12 protein-coding genes are annotated in these 13,048 nt (G+C 57.2%); 8 read left to right on the forward strand and 4 right to left on the reverse strand.

Annotated features, from left to right (window positions below):
* Positions 1–242: 242 nt before the first annotated feature.
* Positions 243–1,925: an FAD-binding protein gene (locus ABY734_RS10260; protein ID WP_372778972.1), complete on the forward strand. Its 1,683-nt coding sequence runs from the start codon at positions 243–245 to the stop codon at positions 1,923–1,925.
* Between the two features lie 168 nt (positions 1,926–2,093).
* On the opposite strand, the gene ABY734_RS10265 is transcribed toward ABY734_RS10260, so the two are convergent.
* Both ABY734_RS10265 and ABY734_RS10270 read right to left on the reverse strand, forming a co-directional pair.
* Positions 2,094–2,636 (reverse strand): aromatic-ring-hydroxylating dioxygenase subunit beta, encoded by a 543-nt coding sequence (locus ABY734_RS10265; RefSeq protein WP_372778974.1) that lies wholly within the window; start codon positions 2,634–2,636, stop codon positions 2,094–2,096.
* A complete protein-coding gene (locus ABY734_RS10270) occupies positions 2,633–3,925 on the reverse strand; it encodes a Rieske 2Fe-2S domain-containing protein (protein WP_372778976.1) in 1,293 nt (430 codons plus the stop codon). The genes ABY734_RS10265 and ABY734_RS10270 overlap by 4 nt, the downstream gene beginning before the upstream one ends.
* Positions 3,926–3,998: 73 nt before the next feature.
* Here ABY734_RS10270 and ABY734_RS10275 point away from each other — a divergent pair, with 73 nt between their 5' ends.
* Positions 3,999–4,613, forward strand: coding sequence for a TetR/AcrR family transcriptional regulator (locus ABY734_RS10275; protein ID WP_372778978.1), 615 nt, complete (start codon positions 3,999–4,001; stop codon positions 4,611–4,613).
* Positions 4,614–4,647: 34 nt separating this feature from the next.
* On the opposite strand, the gene ABY734_RS10280 is transcribed toward ABY734_RS10275, so the two are convergent.
* The gene (locus tag ABY734_RS10280; RefSeq protein WP_372778980.1) at positions 4,648–5,589 is read right to left on the reverse strand and encodes an AEC family transporter; all 942 of its coding nucleotides are present in this window, start codon (positions 5,587–5,589) and stop codon (positions 4,648–4,650) included.
* Positions 5,590–5,826: 237 nt separating this feature from the next.
* On the opposite strand from ABY734_RS10280, the gene ABY734_RS10285 reads away from it, so the two are divergent.
* The 4 genes from ABY734_RS10285 (at position 5,827) to ABY734_RS10300 (ending at position 9,854) form a co-directional block, all read left to right on the forward strand.
* The gene (locus ABY734_RS10285; protein WP_372778982.1) at positions 5,827–6,507 is read left to right on the forward strand and encodes an SDR family NAD(P)-dependent oxidoreductase; all 681 of its coding nucleotides are present in this window, start codon (positions 5,827–5,829) and stop codon (positions 6,505–6,507) included.
* Between the two features lie 160 nt (positions 6,508–6,667).
* On the forward strand, positions 6,668–6,988 hold the full coding sequence (locus ABY734_RS10290; RefSeq protein WP_372778984.1) for a 2Fe-2S iron-sulfur cluster-binding protein: 321 nt from the start codon (positions 6,668–6,670) through the stop codon (positions 6,986–6,988).
* Entirely contained in the window at positions 6,985–8,202 is a 1,218-nt protein-coding gene (locus ABY734_RS10295; protein ID WP_372778986.1) for an NAD(P)/FAD-dependent oxidoreductase, read from the forward strand. Before ABY734_RS10290 ends, ABY734_RS10295 begins: the two co-directional genes overlap by 4 nt.
* 197 nt (positions 8,203–8,399) lie before the next feature.
* Positions 8,400–9,854 carry an NAD-dependent succinate-semialdehyde dehydrogenase gene (locus ABY734_RS10300; protein ID WP_372778988.1) on the forward strand — a complete coding sequence of 485 codons (1,455 nt, stop codon included), beginning with the start codon at positions 8,400–8,402 and terminating at the stop codon, positions 9,852–9,854.
* 48 nt (positions 9,855–9,902) lie between these two features.
* Here the strand turns inward: ABY734_RS10300 and ABY734_RS10305 are convergent, their stop codons facing one another.
* Positions 9,903–10,739, reverse strand: coding sequence for an acyl-CoA thioesterase (locus ABY734_RS10305; protein ID WP_372778990.1), 837 nt, complete (start codon positions 10,737–10,739; stop codon positions 9,903–9,905).
* Positions 10,740–10,956: 217 nt separating this feature from the next.
* On the opposite strand from ABY734_RS10305, the gene ABY734_RS10310 reads away from it, so the two are divergent.
* Positions 10,957–12,084, forward strand: a complete 1,128-nt coding sequence (locus ABY734_RS10310; protein ID WP_372778992.1) for a CaiB/BaiF CoA transferase family protein — start codon at positions 10,957–10,959, stop codon at positions 12,082–12,084.
* 138 nt (positions 12,085–12,222) lie between these two features.
* Positions 12,223–12,981 carry an SDR family NAD(P)-dependent oxidoreductase gene (locus ABY734_RS10315; protein WP_372778993.1) on the forward strand — a complete coding sequence of 253 codons (759 nt, stop codon included), beginning with the start codon at positions 12,223–12,225 and terminating at the stop codon, positions 12,979–12,981.
* Positions 12,982–13,048 lie beyond the last annotated feature (67 nt).

Raw genomic sequence — 13,048 nt, forward strand, 5'->3', positions numbered from 1 at the left:
AGGCAGCGGCCTTTGCTGGCCGCTGCCATCCTTTCTTTTTCCTCCTCTTTTTCTTCCTCGCTTATCTCCTGATCAATCGTTAAAACACGGATCGCGTGCTGCGGCTGTTTGCAGCGCTTTGGCTGCACCACAAAAACATTGCAATAAAAATGTTATTGGGTAGCATGTAGCTGCAAAGCAGTCAGATAGCCTGAGCAGATGCCGTGAGCTGCTGACTTGATACAAGAAGAATAGAGGTAAGCATGGCGCAATTGCAGCATTCGGTTGATCTTCTGGTGGTGGGCTCCGGTGCCGGCGCCATGACGGCGGCGCTGCGTGCAGCTCACGCCGGGCTCGATGTATTGATGGTAGAGAAAGCCGCGAAATACGGTGGCACCTCTGCCACGTCCGGTGGCGGTTTGTGGATCCCCTGCAATCACCTGATGCCGTCAGTAGGTATTGAGGATTCCCGTGAAAAAGCCCTGACCTACCTTAAACAATTGTGCGGGGACGATGTTGCACCGGAAAATCTTGAAGCCTTTGTCGACCACGGGCCACGCATGCTCACGTGGCTGGAGCAGCACAGCGAAGTGCGTTACATGGCGATGGAGCACTATGCCGACTACTATCAGGAGTTGGATGGCGCCGCGCCCGGTGGCCGATCGATAGATCCCTTCCCTTATCAAGCCCAGCAACTGGGCGACGATTTTCTCAACCTGCAGGACAATCATGTGCAGACCAAGGTCATGGGCATGATGGGCTACACCAATATCGAAGGCGCAATACTGCTGAGTAAATCGCCGGGCTGGTTCAAGCTGGTCTTGAAGCTGGCCTGGGAATATTTCAGCGATATTCCCGGTCGCCTGAAATCGCGCAAGTCACGTCGCCTGACCATGGGCAATGCCTTGATCGGCCGCTTGCGCCGCTCGCTGCTCGATCAACAGGTGCCATTGTGGCTCAACAGTCCGGCCCGAAAGCTGCTGGTTGAAGATGGCCGGGTCTGCGGTGCAGTGATTGAACGTGAGGGCGAAACTGTCGACGTTCGCGCCAAAGCCGTCGTGCTTGGCAGTGGCGGCTTTGAACACAGCCAAGAGCTTCGCGAGCAATACCTGCCGCAGCCGACGCGCGCTGACTGGTCGTCTGCGAGCCCGACTAACACGGGTGATATGCTGCTGGCGGGACTGGAAGTGGGCGCTGCCACCCATCTGATGGACGAGGCCTGGTGGGGGCCAAGTATTACCCTGCCGGGAGAAGACCGTTCGCGGCAACTCTTTACCGAGCGTTCGATGCCGGGCTGCATCATGGTCAACAAGGCCGGCAAGCGTTTCTTTAATGAATCGGTTGCCTATACCACCGCCGTACAGGCGATGCAGAAGCAGGGCAATACCCCTGCCTATGTGATCTTTGACAGCCGCTATAAGCGCGAGTATCCCTTCGGGCCGCTGTTGCCGGATGGCATGCATCTGAACTGGTTGCAGCCGCCGCGCTTCAAGCAGCTTCTGACTAAAGCTGACAGCATCGATGCTCTGGCCGACTCGCTGGGTGTTGATAAACGCGGCCTGAGTGAGACGGTTGAGCGTTTCAATCAGTTTGCGGCGCAGGGTAAAGATGAAGATTTCAATCGCGGTGAAAACGCCTACGATTTGCTCTATGGCGATGTGCGCATCTCGCCCAACCCCTGTCTGGCGCCCATAAAAGAAGGGCCCTTTTATGCCATGGAAGTCTACCCCGGTGATATCGGTACCAAGGGCGGCCTGCTGACCAATGCCTCGGCGCAGGTGCTCAACAAGGAGGGCGAGGTAATTGAAGGCTTGTACGCCATTGGTAATACCGCTGCGTCTGTGACCGGCCGTTATTACCCCGGCGCGGGGGCAACACTCGGGCCGGCAATGACCTTTGGTTTTGTGGCGGCGGAGCATATTGCGAGAGAAGCGCCCTCACCCTAACCCATTGACTCGCTGCGCTCGGGGCTCCGCCCCGCCGTCACGGGTTCCGGCGCCCAAACCCTGCGGGTTTGTCCCAGAGGGAGAGGGGACTTTCAGCCCAGCTCCGTGCGCCCCCTCTCCCTTTGGGAGAGGGCTGGGGTGAGGGGGAACTGGCGAGGACAGTAACGCTTATAAAAATATCCCCAGCGTCGGCACATTAACCGTCGATATATCCATCACAATTTCCCTTCGCTTTATCTGAAAGCTATCACCGTTCGCAACGAGCGTATCGCGCCGCTGCCCCGCGTAAAAGAAATCTTTCAGGCCGGGCCGCGCGTAAAACAGATGGAAGTTGCTGAGCACAGACAGCGATTCGTCACTGGCGTCCAGAATCTCCACGTTACCGATGATCCGACGGGTGCGCGCCGGCGGGTTTTCTGCCCAGGAATTCATTTTGTAACTGCGATCGACTCGCACCCAGAGCACGGCGTAGTTTTCATCGCGGTAGGGCAAGCCATCGGATTCCACGCCCTCCAGTTCGCGCTCCACGCTGATCATGCTTTCCTGACCGCGCTCGCGGTTGTCGACCATAGGGTTGGAGCGCCCCGGCATGCTGTAACTGATCTCCGGATGAATCAGTGCAAACCACTGCTGGTATTCCCGGTTGTCGAGCAAGCGCGCTTCCCGGTAATAGAATTGTTCAACGCGATGCTGAAGTTCTAATGAGCTCATGCCTCGGCCTCCGCAGCCAGCAAGTCCTCGCGCCAGCGGCTAAAGAAGGCGCGGGCATAGTATTCATTGGCGCCGGTAGTTACTGTGCCGGGCAGGTCCGGGTGGGTACTTTCCTCACCAAGACCAAGGCCATAGAAGAATTTGCGGTCGTCGGCGAAATCGATATTGGCGCCCAGGTTCTGCTGCATCCAGGCTTCGGCGTCTTCCTGCTCCAGTACGCCGCCGGGACCAAAGAACGAAGCGTGGTTGTTGCGCAGTTGCTTCTTCAGGTGTTCCGGCGCATCGGCAGGCACCACCGACCAGGACCAGTACTCCACCTTGTTGGGGCCGCGCGGGTGGGAAACCTTGAAGCCCGCGTTAGACCACAGGAAAGACAGGTTGGGGTACACCCCGTAGGCGAGGCCCTTCATTCGGGCCCGTATCGGGCCGACATACTCTTCGGCACTTGTTTGAACGCTGCGCAGATAGTCTTTCAGTTCATCGCTACCGAGCTGGCCGACGGTGCTTTCAAAGCCCCAGGCCACCTGGTCTATCGGGCTGTCTTCCGGCATCAGGCGAAATGAGGCGCCGTGCCCCGGCGTCGGGATAACGTTATAGGCGTAGCTGTCAATTTCCTTGCCCGCCTCCGAGTCCGGGGAGATCAGTGAGCCGTGCAGGTAGGGGCCGTGGTACACATCCCCCAGCTGATTTTCTACCGGCAATTTCCAGTTGCAATCGATTACCCAGCGGTGGGGTGAGCCGACAAATTCAATGCCGCCGGGAAAACGGTCAATCCAGGCGCCCAGATAGAATGTCATATCGCCGAGAAAGTCTTCCAGCGGTTCGATGCTGTCATTGAATGAGCCAAATATCAGGCCGCGCCAGGATTCGACGCGGGGCACTTTCTTAAGCCCCAGCTCAGCCTTGTTGGGTTTGCACTTTACCTGCCGCTCCTGCGGGATGGCCGCCAGTTCACCGTCTACCTTGTAAGACCAGTTGTGATAAGGGCAGACAAAGCGTTTGGTATTGCCGTGGTCACTGCGACATACCGGCAGGCCCCGATGGGAACAGCTATTGACCGAGGCGTGAATGCCACCGTCATCGCCGCGGGCGAGAATGATGGGGGTTTCGCACATATAGGCCTGAACGAAGTCGCCGGGTGCTTTGATCTGAGATTCGTGCCCCAGAAACAGCCAGCTTTTGGCAAAGATTGCGCGCTTCTCCCGCTCGTACACGGCCTGGTCACTCCAGGCCCGGCGACTGATCAGCGATGCGTCGTCGTTGACCAGTTCTTTGAGATCGATCGTCATGGCTTTTCTCCTGAATTGCTAAAAACTATCACTTGATAATAAAATGCGCAAATACTGAATGCGGGGAATCGTTGTGACGAGCAAAATGACCAAGGGGGAGCGAACCCGTCAGCGCATTCTCGATGCCGCGGAGGAGCTCTTTGGCGAGAGTGGCTACGACAACACCAGTTTGCGGGATGTGGCCGAGCGGGTTGGTATCAAGGAGCCGGGACTCTACAACCATTTCAGAAATAAGGAAGCGCTTTATCGCGATGTGCTGACCCGCGCCTTGCAGCCGCTGGCTGACGTCATTTTGGAAACCCTGAACAGTGGTCTGAGCAAGCACGAACTGCAGGATTTGCCGGGCAAGATCACTGATCTGCTCAGTGAGCATCCGGCCATGCCGGGCCTGTTTCACCAGGCCTTATCGGGTAAGTCCGGTGATGCAGGGCAGGTAGCGATGGAGGACTGGCTGCAGCGTTTGTTCGCCCAGGGCGAGAGCTTGTGGGAGGCGCTCAGTGTTGACCCGGCGTCGGATCACAAACGCATTACGCTGAAGATGATCATGATGTTCAACGCGGTGACCGGCTATTTTCTGTCGCAGAAAATTCTCGATCAGGCGAAGATGGGGAGTGTGTTGGACGCGGAGAATTTGGCCGAGCAAAAGCAATTGATGGCCAGTGTCATGCGAGTTTTTGCAGACTCCTGATCAGGGTAGGGGCAAGCCCCACCTTAGCTATCGTCTAGATAAAGGCGAAATAGCGAAGCAAAAACAAGCCGGCTGTTATGGTAAAAGGCGCCAGAGCCGTCGACAAAACCACAATATTGGCTGCGAGCTTTGCATCGCCTCCTCTCGCTGCCACCATAATATGAGACGCAGCTGCAACAGGCCCGCTAAGTAGCAGGAAACTGACCCCAAGCTCTACTTCGCGCACACCCATCAATAGAAAGATTAGCAGTGCCAGCGCGGGTGCGAACAGTAGTCGAATCGTCGTGGCAAGTACGAGAGCTTGCTGGGAACGCCGTGAAGGTTTTAGATCAATCGCGCCGCCCAAGAAAATAAGCGATAGGGGGATCACCAGAGCGGTGAACGCCGACCCTGCGCGGTAGAAATTGGCGGGCAGTTCTACACTGCTTAATGCCGCCACAAACCCCAGGGTTATCCCGATAATAAGTGGATTGCGGATTAAATTTCTGATCAAGGGGCGCAGCGCAAAAGGCACTCCGTAGGCTGCGTTCAAGACGGCAACGGCCAGCACGTTGAACAGGAGTGTCCAGACAGCGACCGGTAGTGCCGCCAAGGCAAGCCCCTTTTCACCAAATGTGCTGGCGCAGAGAGCAAGGCCAATAATGCCAAGATTGGCGCGATACCCGGCTTGCGTGATGATGCCGGTTTGCTCGATGTCGTAGTTTCGCCAGCGCGCGAAGCCCCAGCTAAACAATAATGCGGATAGGGTGGCGACGATGCCGGCGATGGAATAGGTTGCGGTCAACGCTTCTGAAGGTTCGATTTTGGATGCGGTGATAAACAGGATGCCCGGAATCCCGATATAGAAAACGAACTTTTCGCCGAAACGGTAAACGTTGTGCAGGCGCGGCAGGCAGCGTACAAGAATTGCGCCAAGGAATATCCAGGCGAATACCGGAAAGATAGAAAGAAAAGATAAATAGAGAAGTGAAATCATCAAAAGGTTAGCGCTAACTAGAGATCGCTATTGTAACGATTTTGGGTGATTGAGGTGGTTAGCTTTCCTGCGTATTCTGAGAAAGCTTGATGAATAGAGGGCGGTATGTGGCGGTGGATGCGTTTTTAGGTCGTTGATTTGTTTGAATCGCGTCCGTTTGGCGTCTGCGGTGAACGTTACATCATCACAGAGATCCGTTCAGAGCCCGTTTTATGTTGGTGAAGGAGTGTATTTTTTATGAGTTTGCAGGATAAAGTTGTGATCGTAACCGGCGGTCTTGGGTCGCTGGGTCGTGCAGTGTCCAGCGCAGCCGCCAAAGCGGGCGCCAAAGTTTATGCCGTCGACGTTGTTGATGGTCAGCCGGAAGCAGGGGTCCAATCCACGCCCGCACTGGATCTCGGTGATGCTGATGCCACTAACAAGGCTTTTGCCGACATTGCTGCCAAAGCCGGACGTATCGATGCACTGGTGAATGTGGCCGGTGGCTTTGCTTGGGAAACCCTTGAAGAGGGTTCGATCGATACCTGGGACCACCTTTACAAATTGAATGTGCGCACCGCAGTTAATGCCAGCAAGGCAGCGCTGCCCCACATTCCTGCTGATGGCGGTCGCATCGTGAATATCAGTGCAGCGGGCTCGGTGAAAGCGGATATGGGGCTGGGAGCCTACGCTGCATCGAAGTCCGGTGTTTCCCGCTTGACTGAAGCGCTGGCGGAAGAGCTTAAATCTCGCAATATCACGGTAAATGCGGTTCAGCCCAGCATTATCGATACCAAGCCCAATCGTGATGCTATGCCCGATGCGGATTTTTCGACCTGGGTAACGCCCGCGGCTCTGGCCGATGTCATCCTGTTTTTGCTCAGTCCGCAGGCTGAGGCTGTCACCGGCGCGCTGCTGCCGGTTGTCGGCAGGGTTTAGCGCTATTGCCGGGCTGGTTTTTAAGTGTTACCGGTCGTTAAGTAGACATTACAGGCGAACTTGCTACTATTTCGCGCTTGCTGCCGCCCGTCTGTGGCGGCATAACGCGAACTGATAAAACAGCAGCCATCAGGGATGGCGCGGTGTGGAGTAGAGACACATGGGTCAAGTAACTTACGTCAGCTTTGATGGTGAAGAAACCGTTGTCGACGTCCCAAACGGTGACAACCTGATGCAAGCCGCTATCGATAACGGCATTTCCGGGATTCTGGGCGATTGCGGTGGCGGTTGCGCCTGCGCTACCTGCCACTGCATTGTGGATGACGCTTGGGCCGCCAAGACGGGTGAACCCGATGAAATAGAGCTCGATATGCTCGATGGCGTAGTCGATCCGAAGCCGAATAGCCGTCTAAGTTGTCAGATTACGATGAGCGATGAACTGGAAGGGTTGGTGATTCATCTCCCGGAGAGCCAGTTTTGAGTGAGACCGTTGTTATTATCGGTGCAGGTCAGGCCGGTTGTGATCTGACAGCAGCCCTGCGTCAGCAAGGCTTTGAGGGGCGCATAGTGATGGTTGGCGAAGAGCCCGCATTGCCCTATCGTCGCCCGCCGCTGTCAAAGGCCTACCTCTCCGGTGACATGACCGAAGAGCAGCTCTATATCAAGCCTGCCTCCACTTACGAAAAACAGAATGTGGAAGTGATTACCGGCGTACGGGTAGAGCGCATTGATCGGGCGGCAAAAAACGTCACCCTCGCCAATGGTGAGGTACTCGACTATACCAAGCTTGCGTTATGCACTGGCGGGCACGCCCGACGCCTGCCACTGCCGGGCGCGGAAAAGCCCAACGTACATTACGTGCGTACCATCGCTGATATTGAAAAGCTCAAGGCCCAGTTCCTGCCAGGTAAACGCCTGCTGATTATTGGTGGCGGCTATATTGGTCTGGAAGCGGCTGCGGTCGGTATCAAGAAAGAACTCAAGGTTACGCTGGTTGAAGCGATGCCGCGCCTGCTGGCGCGGGTGACTGGCCCTGCGCTGTCCGAATATTACTACGGCGTGCACTCTGCCAAAGGCGTTGATATCAAACTCGGTGCCGGTGTCGATGCGCTGGAAGGTGACGAGCTGGTCGAGAAGGTCGTGCTGGCCGATGGCACCAAGCTCGATGCCGATGTGATTATCGTGGGTATCGGCCTGATCCCGAATACCGAGTTGGCGGAAGCAGCAGGCCTTGAAGTGGATAATGGTATTCTGGTGGACCAGCAGTGTCGCTCCAGTGATCCGGATATTTTTGCTGCCGGCGACTGCGCCAATCACGACCACGGCTTTTTGCTGCGACGCATGCGTCTGGAATCGGTTCCCAATGCCTCTGAAGGTGCGCGCGTTATTGCGGCAACGATCTGCGGCAAAGAAGCGGTGCACAACGGGGCGCCCTGGTTCTGGTCTGATCAGTACGACCTGAAGCTGCAGATGGTCGGAATTAATCAGGGCTACGAAGAGGTGGTGATTCGCGGTTCCATGGAAGAGAACAACTTCTCGGCCTTTTATCTCTGTGGTGGCGTGATTATTTCGGCGGATACGGTCAATCGCCCGAAAGATTTTATGGTTGCCAAGAAGCTGGTTGCGGGTCGCGTCAAAGCCGACGCTGCCACGCTGTCGGATGAATCGGTCGAACTCAAGTCGCTGATCGCCTGATCTCCCTCACCCCAACCCTCTCCCACAGGGAGAGGGGGCGCTGAATCTTTCTTGGGAATTAATTCACTTGAGCGTCTGCCGAACTGGCTATCCAGTTCCCTCTCCCTCTGGGAGAGGGCTAGGGTGAGGGAATAATTTAACTGAAATTCTCTCGTTGAGCTGTCAGCCTGCGTACAGGCATTTTTTGGAGAACTCCCATGCTATCCCTCTCAAAACCCGACCTGCTGAGAAACCAGGCCTACGCCAACGGCCAATGGATTGATGGTGAAACTGGCGATGCCACAGAGGTTTTCAACCCTGCCACGGGTGAGCTGGTCGGCAGTGTGCCGAAGCTGAGCGGGGCGCAAACTCGGGCGGTGATTGAGCAGGCCAATACGGCCTTCGCGGCCTGGAAAAAACTCACTGCCAAAGAGCGCTGCGGCCTGCTGCGCAAATGGTTCGACCTGATTACGGCCCATGCCGATGACATCGCCAAGATCATGACCGCCGAACAGGGCAAGCCCCTGGCCGAGGCCAAGGGTGAAGTGGGCTACGCGGCTTCGTTTATCGAATGGTTTTCGGAAGAGGGTAAGCGTACCTACGGTGACGTGATTCCCAGCCCTTCCAGTGACAAGCGTCTGGTGGTGGTGAAAGAACCCATTGGTGTGTGCGCGGCGATTACTCCTTGGAATTTCCCCGCTGCGATGATTACCCGCAAGGCGGCACCTGCGCTGGCGGCTGGGTGTTCGATGATTGTGCGCCCTGCAGATGCCACGCCGCTGACCGCGCTGGCCCTGGCGGTCTTGGCCGATGAAGCGGGCATTCCGGCCGGTGTCTTCAATGTGATTACCGGCAAATCCCGCGAGCTGGGCGCCGAGCTGACATCGAGCCCGATTATCCGAAAACTGTCCTTCACCGGTTCCACCGAAGTGGGCCGTGTGTTGATGGAACAGTGCTCGCCCACCCTGAAAAAACTGTCCATGGAGCTGGGTGGCAATGCGCCCTTTATCGTTTTTGACGATGCCGATTTGGACGCGGCGGTGGCGGGCGCGGTGGCGTCCAAATACCGCAATGCTGGTCAGACCTGTGTCTGCACCAATCGGCTCTACGTGCACGACAAGGTCTACGATGCCTTTGCGGAAAAGCTTGCGGCAGCAGTAGGTCAGCTAAAAGTGGGCAACGGTTTTGATGAAGGCGTAACTCAGGGGCCGATGATCGACGGCGGGGCGGTGGCCAAGGTCGAAGAGCATATCAACGACGCTCTGGCTAAAGGTGCGCGCACCGTGTGCGGTGGTAATCGACTGGCGCTGGGAGAAAACTTTTTTGAGCCAACGGTGTTGGCCGATGTGACGCAGGACATGCTGATTGCCAGCGAAGAAACTTTTGGACCAGTGGCGCCGCTGTTTCGTTTCAGCAGTGATGAGGCAGTGATCCGGATGGCCAACGATACCGAGTTTGGTCTGGCCAGCTATTTTTACAGCCGCGATATCTCAAGGGTGTGGCGCGTTGCTGAAGCGCTGGAATACGGCATGGTGGGTATCAACACCGGCATCATCTCCAACGAAGTGGCGCCCTTTGGTGGGGTGAAGCAGTCCGGATTTGGTCGCGAAGGCTCCCACTACGGCATCGATGAGTACATGTCTCTCAAGTATATGTGCATGGGCGAGATCTGAGGTCGCCCGTCATTGTCAGTTGATATTCAACCCGCTCGATAGCATGGCCTAACGTTCAAAAACCGTCGCGACCTGCCGCCCAAACATCAGCGGCTCGCCGTTCTGAGTCCACAGGGTAGCGACATTGTTAAAGTAACCGTCGCCAGCCGCCTGGCAGCGATAGTCGTAGTAAACAAAACTGTCGGCACTGACTTCGGGAAGCGTGGCCGGCAATTCTACATACCAGCTCAAGGAGCTGCCAACGCCCGGCAGCTTGATCATGTTCAGGCCCGGCATGGGAGGTACATCGCCCAGCGCCAGCAGATGACTCAGGGTGAGTGGCTGGGCTTCGCGAAAGCGCAGCCACATACCAAAATCGGCACTGTCTGCGCGGCTGAAGGGCATGCTGCCGTGCTCGAGATACATGTCGAAATGGCGGGTGAATTCGGGTGTGATGCCTTCGATGTAGGGGAATTTCGCGCACGCTTCGGGGGCTTGCAGTTCCGGCAAGGCAGGTGCAGCCACCTGAATGCTTGATTGGCGGGCCTTGCCAAAGGCGGCATTGACTGAGACGGCCACCTCCCCATTGCACAGCAGCTCGCCCTGCATATGGGTTACCGAGCCGCCTTCGCGCAATACTCGGGTGCTGATACGATGTTCGCCAGCCGGGGCCGGTCCCACAAAACTGACGGCGAGGGTGCGCAGCTGGCGCTCGGCGTCAACCTGCTGGCGCATGGCTTCGAACACCAGCGCGGTACTCAGACCGCCAAAGGCTGTGCGCCCCTGCAGCCAGGATGCTTCGATGGTGGCGCGGTAGTCGCCATCGGCTGTGGCAATGATGCCTGACCGCAGCTGGTTGAAGGCGGTTTCGGGGCGGGCCGATTTGGCGGGTACAGCGTGGCTCATAGCAGTTTCACCGATGGTATGCAGAATAATTCGGTGGCCATGCTACGAGAATCACGGCAGGGCCGCCAGCGCCGGTTTTGCAGATGCTTTGTGCGTGGCGCGGCCTGTCACAAATCGTCTACCGTTTGGTGACTTCCGCCATGGCAGGATGCTTTCCTACGCGGGACAATAACCCTATTAGACTCTACACCATGTAATTAAAACGAGAGGAGCAATCATGGGCCCACTGACAGGCATGCGTATTATTGAAATCGAGGGGCTGGGGCCAGCCCCCTTCTGCGGCATGATGTTTGCCGATATGGGGGCGGAAGTGATTTCCATTTCCCGCCAGTCCAGCGATGCTGATCGCAGTACTCAGATCAGTGAGCGGAGCAAACGCAGTATTGCCCTGAACCTGAAGTCGCCGGAGGGTGTCGAAGCCCTACTGAGGCTTTGCGAAAGCGCTGACGCTTTAATCGAAGGTTTTCGTCCCGGCGTTGCCGAGCGCCTTGGTATTGGCCCGGACGATTGCTGGGCTAGAAACCCCAAATTGGTTTATGGCCGCATGACCGGCTGGGGGCAGACCGGCCCGCTGGCCCATGTTGCCGGCCACGATATGAATTACATCTCCTTGTCGGGCGCTTTGCACGCGATTGGCCGCGCCGGCGAGAAGCCAGTGCCGCCGCTGAATCTGGTGGGCGACTTCGGCGGTGGCGGCATGTTTCTGGCCTTCGGCGTAATGAGCGCCATCTGGGAGTCGGGGCGTTCCGGCAAAGGGCAGGTAGTGGATGTGTCGATGGTGGAAGGCTCGGCGGCCCTGATGCATATGATGTATTCCTTCAAGGCCATGGGCGTTTGGGAAGATGAGCGCGAGCGCAATATGCTCGACGGAGCGGCCCATTTCTACGACACCTACGAAACCAGCGATGGCAAATATGTCTCTATCGGCTCCATTGAGCCGCAGTTCTACGCCTTGCTGATCGAGCTGGCTGGGCTCGACAAGGAGGAGTTTGCGCCGCAGATGGACAAAGCCCAGTGGCCGCAGCTGAAAGAAAAGCTGGCCTCTGTCATCAAAACCAAAACCCGCGATGAGTGGTGCGAGATTATGGAAGGCAGCGATGTTTGCTTTGCGCCAGTGCTATCCATGAGTGAGGCGCCATCGCACCCGCAGAATCAGGCGCGGCAATCCTTTGTCGAGCTTGGCGGGGTGGTTCAGCCTGCGCCCGCGCCCAAGTTCAGCCGTACGGCGCCGGCCACACCACGTCTTCCCACCCCGACCGGAGGTGATACCGATGCCGTCTTGCTGGCAGCCGGATACACTCAGGACGATCTGGCGCGCCTGCGCGAGGCGGGTGCGCTTACCTGAGTTGTGTGCCTGGCCGAGAGCCTGGTGGTTGACTGTGTTAAACCGGTAGCAGAAGTCTACAACTTCGGCGGCTTTTGCTACTGGTCTGACGCGCTGTGGCGGTTATGATCCCGGCTTCACTAATTTGGGAGTTACGTCATGTCGAGCAGATTGTCAGGCAAAATCGCATTGGTTACCGGCGCCGGTCAGGGTGTTGGTCAGGGTATCGCCTTTGCGCTGGCCGCCAACGGTGCAAGCGTTGCGGTGACCGGTCGCACTCTGTCCAAGCTCGAAACCACCTGCGCCGAAATTGAAAAGCGCGGTGGTGTGGCTCTGCCGATCGAGTGCAATGTCAAAAACCTCGATTCAATGACCGCCTGCGTCGAGCAGGTGGTCAGCCACTTTGGGGGCTTGAATATCCTCGTCAACAACGCCCAGGAAGTGCCGCTGGGCGATCTGCACTCTGTCACCGAAGAAGCCTTCGAGGCGGGCTGGCAGTCCGGGCCGCTGGCAACCCTGCGCATGATGAAGCTGTGTCACCCGCATCTGAAAGGCGATGGCTGCATCGTCAATCTGGCCTCTACTGCGGCCAAGCGCTGGGATATGAAGGGTTACGGCGCTTACGCGGCGGTTAAAGAGGCCATTCGTTCCCTCAGTCGCGGGGCTGCCTGCGAGTGGGCCGAAGACGGTATTCGCACCAACGTGATTCTGCCCCACGCTCTGTCACCGGCGCTCCAGTGGTGGACTGAGAACCGCCCCGAAGAAGCCGCCGAGTTTGTCGCCAGCATCCCCATGAAGCGTATTGGTGACTGCGAGCTGGATATCGGCAACTTTGTCGCCAGCCTGTGCAGTGAAGACAGTCGCTATGTAAATGGCCAGACCATCGCGCTGGACGGCGGTCAGGCCTCCTTGGGCTGAAATCCCCCACTGACGCGGAGGCATGGTTCCCGCTATAATGCCGGGCTTGATTTTTTGGCATGCGGGA

Source organism: Litorivivens sp., from assembly GCF_041624475.1.
Lineage (GTDB): Bacteria > Pseudomonadota > Gammaproteobacteria > Pseudomonadales > Spongiibacteraceae > Litorivivens.